This is a genomic window from Lactococcus termiticola (genome assembly GCF_003116835.1).
Classification (GTDB): domain Bacteria; phylum Bacillota; class Bacilli; order Lactobacillales; family Streptococcaceae; genus Lactococcus; species Lactococcus termiticola.
Genome location: NZ_BFFO01000006.1, coordinates 21,576 through 36,177 on the forward strand (window position 1 = coordinate 21,576; position 14,602 = coordinate 36,177).

Sequence of the window (14,602 nt, forward strand, 5' to 3'; positions counted from 1 at the left end):
AGCTAAATGCTAGAAGTGGAGTGAAAGAAATTCTGCTAAAACGCTGTGAAATAAGGCAACTGGCGAGACCTTAGGCTCGACAGTTAGCAATGAAAGCGAAGCTTTGCTTGCCCCATGCGACTTGCTGCTTTAGCAGCTTAGCGAGCATGGAGAACCTAGTGGCAGAGCCAAGGAGATGGCATCACAGTGCTTTTTGCAGAATTTCTGGAAGGCAACGAGCTTTGTCTACAGCCCAAGGAATACTAGAAAGCACTCCTTTCTCCTTAAAGCCCCGTCACTGCCTTGATATAGACCCTGGCCTTCTTGGCATAGATAAAGGGATTGGCCTTGGCCGGGTCTTGTTCTGCTTCAACCATCATCCAGCCAGCATATCCTGAGCTTCTGATGGCCTCCCAGATAGGCTTGAAATCAATCATCCCGTCGCCGGGCACTGTAAATACTCCCTCTTTTACACCGGTCAAGAAGGACTTGTGCTGGGCCCGGACATCCTCCATCCGCTCTTGACGGATGTCTTTTAAGTGGATGTGTTTGATCCGGTCAGCATACTTATTAAAGATATAGAGCGGATCTTCGCCTGAGAAGACCAGATGGCCGCTATCAAAGAGGAGGCTGACCTTGGCCGGGTCTGTATTTTCCATCAAGCGCTCAATCTCTTCTGTCGTCTGGACCCCCGTCCCCATATGATGATGGTAGACGATGGCCATGTCCTTTTCCTGGGCCAGCTCGCCGAGTTCTTCGAGCCCTCTGGTCAACTGCTCCCATTCTGCCTCAGTAAAGATCGGCTTTTCATCATAGATGCTCCGCTCCTGGCCCTGGATAGAGTGGGTCTGTTCGGAAACCACGATGACCTTTGAGCCCATGGCATGTAGGAAATCACGATGGCGGATAAAATCTCGTTTGGTCGCTTCAAAGTCTGCAATCACAAAGGCTGAAAACCAGGCTGAGGCAATCGACAGGCCCCGAGGCTCCAGATAGCTCTTGAGCTCTGCAGGCTCTTTGGGATACTTATTGCCGATTTCCGTCCCTGTAAATCCGGCCAGTGCCATCTCACTGATGGCCTGTTGGAAAGTGTTTTCTGACCCCAGCTCTGGCAGGTCGTCATTGGTCCAGCCAATCGGGCAAATTCCTAACTTGATGCTCATAAAATCCTCCTATTTATTTATCCTGCTCTGCAATCAGAGCTTTAATTTTTTCAATCGTTGGCATGGCTTCAGATGATGAATGACTGCTCACGACAATCGCAGCTGACGCCGCCCCGTACTTGAGTGCGGTCCCAATACTTTCGCCATTGACCAGGGCCGTGATAAAGGCCGCCGCATAAGAATCGCCTGCCCCAAAGGTCTTGAGAACCTTGGCCTTGTAGGCCTTGCCTCGTGTGACCTTGCCATTCTTTTCATAGGCATAAGAGCCTTCCACACCATGCTTGATGACAATGAGTTCGGCCTGGTGCTTAAATAAGGCCTTCACGCTTGCTTCATTATCGCCTCCCAAATGGTTTTCTAAGACATCAAACTCATCTCGGGTCCCGATAATGATATCCGACTGCTGGGCCACGAGCTGGTAATAAATCGCCGTTTCTTCTGCTGACTTCCAGGTATATTCCCGGTAGTCCAGCTCAAAGATGATTTTAAGGCCATTTTTTCTAGCCAAGAGCAGGCTCTTTAGAATCGCCTCCCGAGAAGGACTCTGAGCCAGGCCCGTCCCAGAAATCAGGAGATAGTCAGCCTGCTTCAGATAGTCCTCTGAGACCTCGCTTGGATAAAGGTAGAGGTCAGCCACCTCATCCCGATACATAAGAATCGAGCATTCTTGCGGGCTCTTGATTTCTGTAAAGGCAAGGCCTGTCTTGTGGCCTTCAGTGTCGGTCACAAGGCCCTGCGTATCCACGCCCGCCCCTTCAAGATAGGACTGGATAAAACGACCGTGCTGGTCATCAGCGAGCTTGCCAATAAAACCTGTTTTCAAGCCCATCTTAGAGGCTCCGATAGCGATATTGGCCGGCGAGCCACCGACATACTTGCTAAAGGTCTTGGTCTCCTCCATCGGGCGGTTATATTCAACTGCATTCAGGTCAATCGCAGCTCGTCCTATGGCAATAAAGTGAAATTGCTTAGCCATCATTCTCCTTTCGATTGCGTTCAATAATCCATTCATGTTCTTTGGCATTATGGAATTTCCATTTTTTCATTGGGCCAGCCATGATATTGAGATAATAACTCTCATAACCGTCCGGCACAGAGACGGGATGATAGCCAATCGGCACCAGCACCATCTCTTCATTTTGGACGGTCATGGTCTCATCGATTAGGCCGTCATCCGTATAGACCCGCTGAAAGACAAAACCTCCATCCCCCTTCATCTCGTGATAATAGGCTTCTTCAAGCAGGGTCTCCTCAGGATAATTATTCTGGTCATGCTTATGGGGCGGGTAGCTCGACCAGTTGGCAGAGGGCGTGTAGACCTCAACCACCAGCAATTTATCTGAAATCGGACTCTCATCGTCTAAGATATTATGGACCGTCCTCAGATTGTTAAAGGCTCCTCTGTGCTCAATCGAGTTCTGAGCTCCAGAAATCAGCTGGCTTTTCCGCTCCTTATCCTTAGACGGAGCCATACAGATGATGATTTTCCCTGCCTTTTTCGCCTCAATACTGATTTGCTTACCCGCAGGAATATAAACCGCATCCGTCGGAATCTTGTCAAAGACAGACTCACGAGTCCCGACTTTATCAAAAGTCTGCTCGCCGTCTGAAATCTTGTATTGACCTGCCAGAGCCACCAAACAGGCCTCATAGCCGTCAAGTTGTCTGGCAAATCGTCCGCCCGCCTTCATTTCAAAGACCTGGGCTTCAATCCAATCAAAGGCTGAATTTTCCTTGCTGATATGATGAAGGAGCTTGACCTTGTCATCAGTTTCAAAGCCAATGACTGTGCGTTTCAAAACAACCATGACTCCTCCTTTTTAGATGTCTTCCTTAGGATAGCGTGCTGTCACGACCTTACGATGGGTATAAAACTCGATGCTATCCTTGCCATTACAGTGCAGGTCGCCATAGAAGCTGTCCTTCCAGCCTGAAAAGGCAAAGAAGGCGACAGGTGCAGGCACGCCGAGATTCACGCCCAGCATACCGGCATCGATATTTTCACGGAAATAACGGATACTGCTGGCATTATTAGTAAAGAGGCAGGCCCCGTTGGCCAGCGTATGCGAGTTAGCCAGCTCGACCCCTTCTTGGAGGTTCTTGATTTTGACAACAGAGAGAATAGGGGCAAAGATTTCGTCGGTCCAGAGGCTCATCTCAGGCGTCACATTTTCAAAGATGGTCGGAGCCACAAAGTAGCCCTTGTCAAACTTCTTCTCACGGCCGTCCAGCCGCAAAGTCGCCCCTTCCTTGATGCCTTTTTCAATATAGGCCAGTGTCCGCTCCTGATTTTCCTTGCGAATCACTGGGCCAAGGAAGACATCTTTTTCAAGGCCGTTACCAATTTTGATGGCTTTGGTCGCCTTGACCAGGGCCTCCATAAAGTCATCATAGATGGCAGCTTCGATCGCCAGCACAGCACAGGCCATGCAACGTTCGCCGGCTGAACCAAAGGCGGCAGAAATCACGTTTTTGACGGTCACGTCGATATTGGCGTCTTTGAGAACAATCGTGTGGTTTTTAGCCCCAGTCAAAGCCTGGACCCGCTTAAGATTTGCTGTCCCTGTCTTGTAGACATATTCACCGACCCCTTTTGAGCCTACAAAAGAGATGGCCTTGACGGCTGGATTTTCAAGGAGGCCGTTGACCACATCCTTAGCCCCGTTGACAATATTGAAGACCCCATCAGGCAGGCCAGCTTCAGCCAGCAATTCCGCTAAGCGGCTGGCAAGCATCGGTGTCTTTTCAGAAGGCTTGAGGACAAAGCTATTGCCACAGACAATCGCCATCGGAAACATCCAGCAAGGCACCATCATGGGGAAATTAAAGGGAGCAATCCCGCCGACCACGCCGACCGGATATTTATAGTTGGTCACTTCGACGTCCGTCCCGACCGCAGAGAGGCTGTCGCCCATCATCATACTGGGAGCACTCGCTGCAAATTCAACGTTTTCAAGGCCACGCCCGACTTCGCCCAGTGCTTCGCCGATGGACTTGCCGTTTTCTTTGGTGATGATTTGGGCAAGTTCCATCTTATGCTCAAGAATCAGCTCATGAAACTTAAACATGATTCTGGCCCGCTTGATGACATCGACCCTACTCCAAGTCTTAAAGGCTTCTTCAGCCTTGGCAACAGCCTCGTCCAATTCTTCTCTGGTCGATATCGGGACTTCAGCTAGGACTTCTTCGGTCGCCGGATTATAGACAGCTTCAAATTCGTCCGTCTTGCTGTCCAGCCAGCTTCCAGCAACAAAGTTCTTTAATTTGCTCATATTTTCCTCCTATTTTCTAAATACAAGGTCATTATAAACCCATCTTTCCAGTTTGTCAAGATTTTTTGATTAGTTTTTGAGTGTTTTTTGAGCAACTTTATATTATATTTTATTTGAAATCACTGTAATTTGTGCAAAAAATTATTTTTTTAGGTATAATAGAATCAGAAAAAATGAGGTACAACTAATGAAAGCGAAACGTATCGAGGAAATCGAACGCTTTATTCTAGAACAAGGAAGCGTTTCTTATAAGGAACTCGAAGAAAAATTTCAGGTTTCTATGAACACGCTCAGGCGTGACATCAATGAGCTCACACTTTCGGGCAAGATTGAAAAGGTCTATGGGGGCGTGAAAAGCCTGCACAATGCCCTCTTAGACTATACGTTCAGGAACCGCATCCAGGCTGACGCCAAGGCTCAAATCGGCAGACTCGCAGCAAGCCTGATCCAGGAGGATGACATTATCTTCATCGACTCAGGGACGACGACCAGCCAGATGCTCCCCTATATTGACAAGACCATCAACTGCACGATCTTGACCAATAATCTTGATGTGGTTGACTTTTTTACCCAGCTTCCAAATTTTCGTCTCATCCTGATTGGGGCCATCTACAAGCACAGCACCCGCTCTTTTGTCGAGCTCTCACCCAGCCAGGACCTGACCAATATCAATATCAACAAGGCCTTCATGGCCGCCACCGGTGTCAGCCTTGAAAACGGCCTGAGCAATTCTGACTCCCTCGAGCAACGCATCAAGCAAAACATCTGCCAGAAGAGCCACGAAATCTATCTTTTGGCCGACCACTCCAAATTTGACCACACCACACTAATGACCTATGCAGAACTGGACGAAATCCAGGCCATCATCACAGACCAACAGCCTCCTCAGGCCTACCAAGACTTCTTTGATGAGCACGGGATTGGGGTGTTGACGGCAAAATAAAAAGAGCCTGCCCAGGCTCTTTTTTTCACTTTCTTATTTTCCCGCCTTAATCGCCGCCAAAATCTGCGTCCGGAGATCATCCGACCCTTCTGCCCCGCCAGGCAGGAAGATGGTAGAATTACCACCTACTGCAAACTGGTTGAGCGTGTCCAGGTATTGGTTGGTCAGAAGAATCGACATGATTTGCTCTTCAGTGAGCGAGACACCGGTGTTCTTCATCTCGATGATTTGCTGGGCCAGGCCGTCTACGATGGCCTTCCGTTGCTCGGCAATCCCGACCCCACGCAGGCGGTCTTTTTCAGCTTCGGCTTCAGCGGCGGTCACGACTTGGATTTTGTTGGCATTGGCCAGCATCTGGGCCGCATCCTGCTTCCGTTGGGCCGCATTGATGTCATTCATCGACTGCTTGACTTCAGCATCCGGCTCGACCTTGGTAATCAGGGTTTTGACGATGATATAGCCATAGGTCGACATCTCCTCAGCGACCGTCTTTTGGACTTCCAGGGCAATTTCATCTTTTTTCTCAAAGAGCTCATCGAGCGTCAACTTAGGCACTGAAGAACGCAAGGCATCTTCAATATAGGCCTTGATTTGCTCGCCAGGATTGCTTAGCTTGTAGTAGGCATCCTTGATGTTGTTTTCGTTGACCCGGTATTGCGAAGCGATGTTCATGGTCACAAAGACATTGTCGCTGGTCTTGGTCTCGACCAGCATCTCATTTTGCAGGAGTCTCAGCTGGATGCGGGCAGCAATCCGATCAATTCCCCAAGGAAACTTAAGATGGAAGCCAGCACTCGCCGTCGATTGATACTTGCCGAGTCGCTCAATGATGACCACAGTTTGCTGTTTGACTGTAAAAAACAGCGTGCTCAGGCTGGTCAAGATGACCAACAAGATGATGAACAAAATAATAAGAATGATCATATATTCTCCTTTTTTCTTGCCACTTTTGGACAAGTCTGCTTAATTTTATTATATCATCTTTTGAAAGCACTCTTCCATTTTTGGAAGAAAAAAAGGCTTTTTAGAAGCCCTAAATATAAAAAGCTTTCTTTCGCTCCGGAATTTCTGGTAAATCACTGTGAGGCCGCAAGCAGACAGCTTCGCTATCTCATTGCTAAATGGCGAGCCCTTGCGGTCTCGCCATTTGCCTTATGTCACAGTGATTTACCAGAAATTCCTCCGCTAGAGTCTGTGATTTTTATGGTTCAAATTAACTCTTATACCATTAAAATCCCTTCGGAATATAATAATGAAACATCTTCCCAGCATACTGCAAGAAGGGAGGACGGATATAACCGATTTCCTCGACGGTTGCACGCAATTCTTCGATGTTGTAGCTCGACACCCGGATGAAATTGTCACACTCAGAAACAGTTGTGAGCTCAGAGGCGTCCCGGATGTACTCAAAGTCGCCTTCCAAAGTCAAGGGCTTCATCAAAATCTTATCGTCCGCTTCTTGCAAAAAATACTGAGGGAAAATCTGAGAAACCTCAAAGATCAGCTCTGTATCAATCGCCCGGGGAAACTCGCTAAAGACCAGGGCTTCTTCCTGGTCATTCAGATAAGAATAGCCAAAGGACTGTCCAGAGATATTCAGGCGGATAAAGCGGTATTGCTCGGCTCCAGGCTTGCCTTCCAGCTGAAAATCAGGATTTTCCTGAAACATGTCCAAAGCCTTCGACATCTCAAAATAATAATCGGTCGCATCCTTCGGCGACTTCTTTTGATAGAGCTCAGCAAAATAGGCGTTCAACACGCTGGCTGGCGGTGTGGCAAGGAGTCGCTTGTCAGCCTCGTCATCCAGCTGGGCCAGGCGGTTCTCCAAAAAGACCTTGTCCTGGGCCATAAAGCCCCCATATTTCATTGCTAAATCCAACCAATTTGCCATTATCTTACTCACTCTCTAAAAAATTTTTTACTGCCGGCATCAGATTTTGAGCCGGATAGGCCCTATCAAACACGTCATAAAAATCTACCTGCATCCGGTTCTTAAACCAGGTCAGCTGACGTTTAGCATAACGCCTCGAATTTCGCTTGACCAGCTCAACGGCCTCATCCAGACTGATTTCTCCCCGAAAATAAGGGAAGAACTCCTTGTAGCCGATGCCCTTGGATGCCTGGGCTTCCGGAGCCTTTTGATAAAGTCCCTCTGCCTCGGCCAGCAGGCCGGCCGTCATCATCAGCTCGACCCGCTGATTGATCCGATCGTAGAGCAGTTCCCGGTCGGCCGTCAGGCCTAGTAGCTTAAAGTCATAGGCTGAGCCCTGATTTTCAAGCTGACTTCCAAATTTGGAAATTTCCAATGCCCGGATGGCCCGCCTCCGGCTAAACTCGGCCAGCTCGATGCCTGCTGATTCAAGCCGGACCTGTAAGTCCTCGTCAAGCAAGGCCTCCAGCTCCTGCCTCAGGGCCATCATGTCGTCATGGCCTGATTGGCCACCCAGATGATAGCCTTCAATCAGGGCCTGGAGATAGAGACCCGTCCCTCCCACGATAATCGGGACTTTACCTCGTGAGAGAATATCAGCAATCAGCAGATTGGCCTCTGTCACAAAGTCATGGGCTGAAAAATTCTCGTCCAGATTTCTCACATCAATCAAGTGATGGACCGCCATCGCCCGTTCTTCAGGCGTCGCCTTGGCGGTCCCAATATCTAGGCCCCGGTAGACCTGCTGGGAGTCGCCCGAGATAATCTCGCCATCAAAGGCCTGGGCAAGCTGAATCCCCAGGGCAGTCTTGCCGACCGCCGTCGGCCCCAAGACCACTAATACTTGATTCCTCATGACATTTCCTTTTTTTCCCATAAATAGTTTATAATAAAATTATAACACAACTTAAGGGAGGAAAGAGATGAGCAAATCATTTATTGGCGGTTTTGTCGCAGGTGGCCTCGCGGTCATCATAGTAATCGCAACCGCCGGCGGACTCTACAAGGCGAAGGTCATCGACCCGGTCGAAGAAAAATGGAACTTTATCGAAGAAAACCGCAAGAAGGCTAAACGCAAGCGGATTGCACATTAAAAGGCTTATCACAAAGCCTTTTTTTAATTTCTAAAATCGAGAATCATTTTTCCTTTTTCATCACTCGCCAGTGCCTGCTTGATGTCAGTAAAAGGAAGGACGCGCACATCCTGGTTAATGACAAGCTCCCCCTTTTGGACTAAGCCAATGATGTCAGCCATCTTCTCCTGAAAAGCTTCGGGGCTATGCTTTGCCAACCAATAACGGAGGTGAAAGAGGCCCTGCTTAATAGGTAATTCCGAAATCTCCGCCCAGTCGACCTGCTCGCCAGAGAGAAGGCCAAGGGCCTGGAAATGCCCGCCGGACTTGACCTGCTTAGCTAGACTCGTGCCGACCTCACCGCCCACACAGTCGACGACTGCATCAAACTGAAGGCCTTTGGCATCCGTCAGAACAGCCTTGGCCCCGAGCTCGTAGAGCTCCTTATCATGCGACGAATTACGGACGATGGCATAGTAGTCAAAGCCCATCGTCTTCGCCAGCTGGGCAAAGCACTTGCCGATCGCTGAGGCTCCTGCCGTCACGGCCAGCTTCTTTCCCGGCTGAAGCTGAAAGACTTCATTGACCAAAAGATAGGCTGTCAGGGGATTAATGTAGAGCTGGCTGGCGGAGAGGTCATCCAGCTCGTCAGGAATCATCACCGCATAGTCTGCCTCGCAGACGACCTCCTCCTGCCAGGTCCCTTCGCCCTCCAAAGGGAGGACACGCTTGCCCAGGAGATCGCTCGAGAGGCCTGGACCGACTTCTAGCACCAGGCCGACACCCTCGTAGCCTGCGATGGCTGGAAGTGGCGTCCGGTGGCGGTAGGCTCCTGTGACGGGGATGAGGTCTGAAGGGTTGACTGGGGCGAGGAGCATTTGGACCCGGAGCTGTGCATATTTCAGGGGGCTCCGTTCTCTTGCCCTGATTTCTAGGACCTCCCTTGGCTCTCCAAAACTCTCGTAGCCGATACTTTTATAGGTCATTGCGATAACCTCTCATAAGCTCCTCAACCCGCTCCAGAGCAATTCCAAACATATTCAACCGCTTCAAAAGTTGCTTGCCGTTGGCATAGCCGATTCTCAGCTCATGGCAGAGATACTCTCGTCGTTGCCGACTGTCAGAAGCCATGACCAGGCCAAAGCTTATCAAATCCGTCTGGCTCAGGCCTTCTGCATGATGACCGGAGGTATTGACTGCCTCAAAAGCCCGCTCCAGGGCCTCAAAGTCAGCATGCTCAACACCGAGCGAACCCTGCTTTTTAGGCCGACCTTCATCTCGCTGGATAAAGGCGTGCTGGGCATCAGGGACCGCAGACATGATGATTTTACGGATTCGTTCACCCTGAAAATCCGGGTCAGTAAAGACAATCAGCCCTCGACTTGCCTGCAAGCGTTTGAGGCGTTCAAGGTCTTGCTCATCAATCGAGCTCCCACCCGTTTCATAGGTCATACAATCGTAAAAACGCTTGAGATTTGCCGTGTCATCACGCCCTTCAACGACGATGACCTGGTCAATTTTTTTCTTGTCCGCCATCGGTCAGTCCTCCAGACCAAAGATTTTCAGGCTGTTTTGATAGGTCGCCTCAGCCACTTCTTCGACTGAAATCCCTCTGATTTCCGCTAGCTTTTGGACGACATAGTGCGTATAGCCTGGCGTGTTTTCCTTGCCTCGAAAAGGCACAGGCGTCAGATAAGGAGCATCGGTCTCGACCAAAATCCTGTCCAGTGGCAATCGGCCTGCAGCCTCCTGGATATCCGTTGCCTTCTTAAAAGAGACCACACCAGAAAAACTAATCATCATCCCCAGCTCTGCAAAGGCCTCGGCATCATCGTAGCTCCCTGAAAAAGAGTGCATGATGGCACCAGCCGGGCCAACCCCTTCTGACTTGATGATGTCGTAGGTATCTGCCAATGCATCCCGAGTGTGGACCTGGAAAGGGACACCAGCTTCTTTAGAGAGCTGAATCTGCCGGCGGAAGACCTCTTCCTGACGATCCTTTGACTCGACCATCCAATGATAATCCAGACCAATCTCGCCAAGGGCAATGACCTTGGTCTGTTTCAGTTTCTCCTTCAGATAGCTTTCTGCCTTATCATCAAATTGCCCCGCATCATCAGGATGCCAGCCAATCGTCGCATAAACTTCTGGAAATTTGTGAGCCAGCTCAATGGCTTTATCATTCAGCTCAAAATTACTGCCGACAACGTTCATTTTGACGACGGAGAGTTCAGCAGCTTTTTGGATTTCTTCTGCTTCGCGGTGGAGGAAGGGTTTATCGTTGAGGTGGGTGTGTGAGTCGAAAATTTTCATATTCCATATTATAGCATTTTTCGTATTTTTCTCCACGGCACTTTGGCCTTTGGGGCTTATTGGTAAAGAAGGGGAAGAACTTGACCTCCTCAAAGAATAAATATAGCATATGACTAAAGATTGGGTTAATGGATGCCGTTACAGAACCTTTATGCAGTGTAAAAAGCAGCCCTCCCTGCCAAAACATTTGATATCATGTCACTAAAGACCCACTGAACACTGCGATAGTCAGCTCCCTCAGTGGCTTTTCTTATGTCAAATTCAGCAAGGGACTTTATCTCCAGCTTCTAGCCGTAAAAAAGAAAAAAGCCCTCAGGCCTGTTCTCGCTTAAAGCTCATAATGCTGTTGCTTCAACATCGAAGGATAAATATTCTTCGCCTTGTTCAGCTCTTCCTTCTTCTTTTCGATGTCTTCAGTAATCTCAACAGAAAAATTTTCCATCAGTGTCCGGGCATCCTTGAAGATATAACCGCCGTTTTTCAGGTCCTGCTCATCATCAAAGACACTCAGATGATAAGAAAGGCTCTTGAAAAATTCTGTCATGTAGTAGGCAGGGATGTAGAGATTATACATCGACGTATAGTTCTTCAAGAAGTTATAGTCATAGAAGGGAATCTTGACGTCGCTCGTCGGATTGATGAATTCCTTGTCGGCATCGGTAATCGGTCGGTTCAAGACCTCAATCATCTTCTGATTCAAGATATTACGGACCTCAATCTCACGCAGGAGCTTCTCGATGGTCAACCGCTTTTTATAGCGGTTTTCGTCGTATTTCTTGTAAATCCAAATGCCGGCAACCAAGGCCCAGGCACCGATGATCATTCCAAAAAGGACGGCTAACATAATTTCTGCATTCATGTCCCTAATTATAACACGCTATCCCGCATTTTCAAAGGCATTTTAGGAAATTGAAAATCTTTTTGTTTGACCTTTTTTGACCTTTTGATTATAATGAATTTATAAATTGTTAATGAAAATAAGGAGATTCTTATGGGATACTTAATACCTACTGTCATCGAACAATCAAGCCGGGGCGAGCGCGCTTATGACATCTACTCACGGCTCTTGAAGGACCGCATCATCATGCTCCAGGGCGAAGTCAACGACGGGATGGCCAATGCCATCATCGCCCAGCTCCTCTTCCTCGATGCCCAAGACAACAGCAAAGACATCTACCTCTATGTCAACACACCCGGTGGCTCAGTCTCTGCCGGCCTTGCCATTGTCGACACCATGAACTTCATCAAGTCTGATGTCCAGACCATCGTCATGGGGATGGCTGCTTCTATGGGGACCATCATCGCCTCAAGCGGTGCCAAGGGCAAACGCTTCATGTTGCCAAATGCTGAATACCTCATTCACCAGCCCATGGGAGGTGTCCGCCCAGGTGCCCAACAGACTGAAATCGCCATCGTTGCTGAAAGCATCCTGAAGACTCGTAACCGCCTCGAAAAAATCCTCTCAGATAACTCAGGCCAATCCATCGAAAAAATCCACGCCGACGCAGAACGCGACTACTGGATGGACGCCAAGGAAACACTGGAATATGGCTTTATTGATGAGATTATGGAGAATAATGCATTGAAGGACTAGGGCTTTGCGGAGTTCTTTATATAACTCACTAGACTAAAACTAGGCAGGAGTGTAGTGAAGGCAATTCTGAAAAGCACTGTGAAATATTCAAAAGGCGAGCCCGCAAGGGCTCGCCTTTTAACAATATCTTAAAAGATAAGTTTTATGAAAAAAGTTAGAAAAAGGTCTTTTTTTGCCACCTCCTTTGTGCTATAATATAATAATCCTATGCCCACAAAGCTGGTCTGGCCCAGCTCTGGCTACATTAAATTTTAATAAGGAGAGTGTATGCTTACTATCTATACCGCCCCATCTTGCACCAGTTGCAAGAAGGCGAAAAGTTGGTTGTCACAACATCATATCAACTTTAACGAACGCAATATCATCGCTAATCCACTCTCAGTAGATGAAGTCACTAAAATTTTAGAAAAATGTGACGACGGTGTTGAAGGCTTGGTATCAAGCCGCAATCGCTTCGTAAAGACCCTGGGCGTTGACTTTGAAGACCTTTCAATGACAACCGCCATCAAGATTATTTCTGAAAACCCCCAAATTCTTCGCCGGCCGATCATCATGGATGACAAACGCCTCCATGTCGGCTACAACGAAGAAGAAATCCGCACCTTCTTGCCTCGCACAGTCCGGATGCTGGAAAATGGCGGACAACGTCTGCGTTCAGCCATTTAATCTTTTGGAATTATTGGAGCCTTGGCTCTTTTTTCTTTATCAAAAAACTCTGCCGAAAGATTTGGCAGAGTTTTTTATCAGATTTTATATTCAGGGTTTGAAGTCAACTGAATCAGTCTTCAGTATACCAATCATAGTGGAATACACCCTCTTTATCCTTACGTTCATAGGTATGAGCACCGAAGTAATCACGTTGCGCTTGAATCAAGTTGGCAGGCAATTCAGCTGAGCGGTAGCTATCATAGTAGCTGATGGCTGATGTGAATGTTGGCACTGGGATACCTGCTTGTACAGCGAGGCTTACAACGTCACGTACTGCTTCTTGGTAACGTTTTGTGATGTCGATGAAGTAGTCATCGAGCAAGAGGTTTTCAAGTGCTGCGTTCTTGTTGAAAGCATCAGTGATATTTTGCAAGAATTCTGCACGGATGATACATCCAGCACGCCAGATTTGCGCGATGGTTGCATATGGCAAGTCCCAGTCGAAGTCTTCTGAGGCTTTACGCAGTTGTGCAAATCCTTGTGCATATGACATGATTTTTGAGAAGTACAAAGCTTGACGGATTTTTTCGATCACTTCTTTCTTGTCGCCATCAAATTTCACTTCTGGTCCTGAAAGGATTGCGCTTGCTTTGACACGTTCATCTTTGTAAGTTGAGATGAAACGTGCAAATACTGATTCTGTAATCAATGGCAATGGGACACCAAGGTCAAGGGCTGATTGTGAAGTCCATTTACCGGTTCCCTTATTTCCAGCCTTATCAAGGATTTTATCAACGATGAATCCTTCACCTTCATCGTCTTGACGTTTCAAGACTTCTTTGGTGATTTCGATAAGGTAGCTGTCGAGTTCGCCTTCGTTCCATTCTTCAAAGATGGCTTGGATTTCAGCATTATCAAGGCCAATGACACGTTTCAAGAGGTCGTATGACTCAGCGATCAATTGCATGTCACCGTATTCGATGCCGTTGTGGACCATCTTAACATAGTGTCCAGCACCATTAGGGCCCATATAAGCCACACATGGCTTACCATCTTGAGGGGCTTTACCTGAGATTTGCTCAAAGATAGGGGCAATGAGGTCATAAGCTTCTTTTTGTCCACCAGGCATGATAGATGGTCCGAGGAGGGCGCCTTTTTCACCACCAGAAACACCTGTACCAATAAAGTTGATGCCTGAATCTGCAAGTTCTGCATTACGACGCATTGTGTCTGGGAAATGAGTATTTCCGCCATCAATCAAGATATCGCCCTTGTCAAGGTGTGGCAAGAGAGATTTGATTGTTGCATCGGTTGCAGGACCTGCTTGGACCATGAGCATGATACGGCGTGGTTTTTCGATGGCATTGACAAATTCTTCAACGGTTTTTGTCAAGACCAAATTTTTGTCTGGGTGTTCAGCGATGACTTCTTCTGCTTTCGCCGTCGTCCGGTTAAAGATAGCGACCGTGTAGCCACGGCTTTCAACGTTGAGGGCAAGGTTCTTACCCATCACGGCCATGCCGACGACACCAAAGTTTGCTTGTGACATATGAATCTCCTATTCATTTTTCGAGTATAGTTACATTATAACTTTTTTTAATTGAAAAATCCTTGTTTAAGTATATTTTTTTATTGACGCTATATGATGGATGAAAAAAAGTTACAAGAAAGAATTAATATTATTAAT

At 47.8% G+C, this 14,602-nt stretch carries 16 protein-coding genes; 4 read left to right on the forward strand and 12 right to left on the reverse strand.

Annotated features, from left to right (window positions below):
• Positions 1-263: 263 nt before the first annotated feature.
• The 4 genes from iolE to NtB2_RS05390 are packed head-to-tail and all read right to left on the reverse strand — an operon-like array spanning position 264 to position 4,414.
• Positions 264-1,142: a myo-inosose-2 dehydratase gene (gene iolE / locus NtB2_RS05375; RefSeq protein ID WP_109245922.1), complete on the reverse strand. Its 879-nt coding sequence runs from the start codon at positions 1,140-1,142 to the stop codon at positions 264-266.
• A 13-nt stretch (positions 1,143-1,155) separates the two neighbouring features.
• Positions 1,156-2,118: a 5-dehydro-2-deoxygluconokinase gene (gene iolC / locus NtB2_RS05380; protein WP_109245923.1), complete on the reverse strand. Its 963-nt coding sequence runs from the start codon at positions 2,116-2,118 to the stop codon at positions 1,156-1,158.
• Positions 2,111-2,950: a 5-deoxy-glucuronate isomerase gene (iolB, locus tag NtB2_RS05385; RefSeq protein ID WP_109245924.1), complete on the reverse strand. Its 840-nt coding sequence runs from the start codon at positions 2,948-2,950 to the stop codon at positions 2,111-2,113. The genes iolC and iolB overlap by 8 nt, the downstream gene beginning before the upstream one ends.
• A 12-nt stretch (positions 2,951-2,962) precedes the next feature.
• A complete protein-coding gene (locus NtB2_RS05390) occupies positions 2,963-4,414 on the reverse strand; it encodes a CoA-acylating methylmalonate-semialdehyde dehydrogenase (protein WP_109245925.1) in 1,452 nt (483 codons plus the stop codon).
• 187 nt (positions 4,415-4,601) lie between these two features.
• On the opposite strand from NtB2_RS05390, the gene NtB2_RS05395 reads away from it, so the two are divergent.
• Positions 4,602-5,357: a DeoR/GlpR family DNA-binding transcription regulator gene (locus NtB2_RS05395; protein WP_109245926.1), complete on the forward strand. Its 756-nt coding sequence runs from the start codon at positions 4,602-4,604 to the stop codon at positions 5,355-5,357.
• A 33-nt stretch (positions 5,358-5,390) separates the two neighbouring features.
• Here NtB2_RS05395 and NtB2_RS05400 read toward each other — a convergent pair whose 3' ends face one another.
• From NtB2_RS05400 to miaA, 3 genes are all read right to left on the reverse strand, one after another.
• Positions 5,391-6,281, reverse strand: a complete 891-nt coding sequence (locus NtB2_RS05400; protein ID WP_109245927.1) for an SPFH domain-containing protein — start codon at positions 6,279-6,281, stop codon at positions 5,391-5,393.
• 304 nt (positions 6,282-6,585) lie between these two features.
• Positions 6,586-7,248: a hypothetical protein gene (locus tag NtB2_RS05405; RefSeq protein ID WP_109245928.1), complete on the reverse strand. Its 663-nt coding sequence runs from the start codon at positions 7,246-7,248 to the stop codon at positions 6,586-6,588.
• Between the two features lie 4 nt (positions 7,249-7,252).
• Complete coding sequence (miaA, locus tag NtB2_RS05410) at positions 7,253-8,143, reverse strand: tRNA (adenosine(37)-N6)-dimethylallyltransferase MiaA (RefSeq protein ID WP_109245929.1); 891 nt, start codon at positions 8,141-8,143, stop codon at positions 7,253-7,255.
• 67 nt (positions 8,144-8,210) lie between these two features.
• Between miaA and NtB2_RS05415 the strand changes: the two genes are divergently transcribed.
• Positions 8,211-8,381: a DUF3042 family protein gene (locus NtB2_RS05415; protein ID WP_109245930.1), complete on the forward strand. Its 171-nt coding sequence runs from the start codon at positions 8,211-8,213 to the stop codon at positions 8,379-8,381.
• A 23-nt stretch (positions 8,382-8,404) separates the two neighbouring features.
• On the opposite strand, the gene NtB2_RS05420 is transcribed toward NtB2_RS05415, so the two are convergent.
• From NtB2_RS05420 to NtB2_RS05435, 4 genes are all read right to left on the reverse strand, one after another.
• A complete protein-coding gene (locus tag NtB2_RS05420) occupies positions 8,405-9,346 on the reverse strand; it encodes a zinc-dependent alcohol dehydrogenase family protein (protein ID WP_109245931.1) in 942 nt (313 codons plus the stop codon).
• Positions 9,336-9,896, reverse strand: coding sequence for a ribonuclease M5 (rnmV, locus tag NtB2_RS05425; RefSeq protein ID WP_109245932.1), 561 nt, complete (start codon positions 9,894-9,896; stop codon positions 9,336-9,338). The genes NtB2_RS05420 and rnmV overlap by 11 nt, the downstream gene beginning before the upstream one ends.
• Positions 9,897-9,899: 3 nt before the next feature.
• Positions 9,900-10,673: a TatD family hydrolase gene (locus tag NtB2_RS05430; protein WP_109245933.1), complete on the reverse strand. Its 774-nt coding sequence runs from the start codon at positions 10,671-10,673 to the stop codon at positions 9,900-9,902.
• Positions 10,674-11,001: 328 nt separating this feature from the next.
• The gene (locus NtB2_RS05435; protein WP_109245934.1) at positions 11,002-11,532 is read right to left on the reverse strand and encodes a hypothetical protein; all 531 of its coding nucleotides are present in this window, start codon (positions 11,530-11,532) and stop codon (positions 11,002-11,004) included.
• Positions 11,533-11,664: 132 nt separating this feature from the next.
• On the opposite strand from NtB2_RS05435, the gene NtB2_RS05440 reads away from it, so the two are divergent.
• Both NtB2_RS05440 and spx read left to right on the forward strand, forming a co-directional pair.
• Positions 11,665-12,267, forward strand: coding sequence for an ATP-dependent Clp protease proteolytic subunit (locus NtB2_RS05440; protein WP_109245935.1), 603 nt, complete (start codon positions 11,665-11,667; stop codon positions 12,265-12,267).
• 267 nt (positions 12,268-12,534) lie between these two features.
• Positions 12,535-12,933, forward strand: a complete 399-nt coding sequence (gene spx / locus NtB2_RS05445; RefSeq protein WP_109245936.1) for a transcriptional regulator Spx — start codon at positions 12,535-12,537, stop codon at positions 12,931-12,933.
• Between the two features lie 112 nt (positions 12,934-13,045).
• Here spx and gnd read toward each other — a convergent pair whose 3' ends face one another.
• The gene (gnd, locus tag NtB2_RS05450; protein WP_109245937.1) at positions 13,046-14,464 is read right to left on the reverse strand and encodes an NADP-dependent phosphogluconate dehydrogenase; all 1,419 of its coding nucleotides are present in this window, start codon (positions 14,462-14,464) and stop codon (positions 13,046-13,048) included.
• Positions 14,465-14,602 lie beyond the last annotated feature (138 nt).

Bases quoted from the DNA above. Each gene is read 5' to 3' on its own strand.
- iolE (WP_109245922.1), bottom strand. From the start codon at position 1,142: ATGAGCATCAAGTTAGGAATTTGCCCGATTGGCTGGACCAATGACGAC.
- iolC (WP_109245923.1), bottom strand. From the start codon at position 2,118: ATGGCTAAGCAATTTCACTTTATTGCCATAGGACGAGCTGCGATTGAC.
- iolB (WP_109245924.1), bottom strand. From the start codon at position 2,950: ATGGTTGTTTTGAAACGCACAGTCATTGGCTTTGAAACTGATGACAAG.
- NtB2_RS05390 (WP_109245925.1), bottom strand. From the start codon at position 4,414: ATGAGCAAATTAAAGAACTTTGTTGCTGGAAGCTGGCTGGACAGCAAG.
- NtB2_RS05395 (WP_109245926.1), top strand. From the start codon at position 4,602: ATGAAAGCGAAACGTATCGAGGAAATCGAACGCTTTATTCTAGAACAA.
- NtB2_RS05400 (WP_109245927.1), bottom strand. From the start codon at position 6,281: ATGATCATTCTTATTATTTTGTTCATCATCTTGTTGGTCATCTTGACC.
- NtB2_RS05405 (WP_109245928.1), bottom strand. From the start codon at position 7,248: ATGGCAAATTGGTTGGATTTAGCAATGAAATATGGGGGCTTTATGGCC.
- miaA (WP_109245929.1), bottom strand. From the start codon at position 8,143: ATGAGGAATCAAGTATTAGTGGTCTTGGGGCCGACGGCGGTCGGCAAG.
- NtB2_RS05415 (WP_109245930.1), top strand. From the start codon at position 8,211: ATGAGCAAATCATTTATTGGCGGTTTTGTCGCAGGTGGCCTCGCGGTC.
- NtB2_RS05420 (WP_109245931.1), bottom strand. From the start codon at position 9,346: ATGACCTATAAAAGTATCGGCTACGAGAGTTTTGGAGAGCCAAGGGAG.
- rnmV (WP_109245932.1), bottom strand. From the start codon at position 9,896: ATGGCGGACAAGAAAAAAATTGACCAGGTCATCGTCGTTGAAGGGCGT.
- NtB2_RS05430 (WP_109245933.1), bottom strand. From the start codon at position 10,673: ATGAAAATTTTCGACTCACACACCCACCTCAACGATAAACCCTTCCTC.
- NtB2_RS05435 (WP_109245934.1), bottom strand. From the start codon at position 11,532: ATGAATGCAGAAATTATGTTAGCCGTCCTTTTTGGAATGATCATCGGT.
- NtB2_RS05440 (WP_109245935.1), top strand. From the start codon at position 11,665: ATGGGATACTTAATACCTACTGTCATCGAACAATCAAGCCGGGGCGAG.
- spx (WP_109245936.1), top strand. From the start codon at position 12,535: ATGCTTACTATCTATACCGCCCCATCTTGCACCAGTTGCAAGAAGGCG.
- gnd (WP_109245937.1), bottom strand. From the start codon at position 14,464: ATGTCACAAGCAAACTTTGGTGTCGTCGGCATGGCCGTGATGGGTAAG.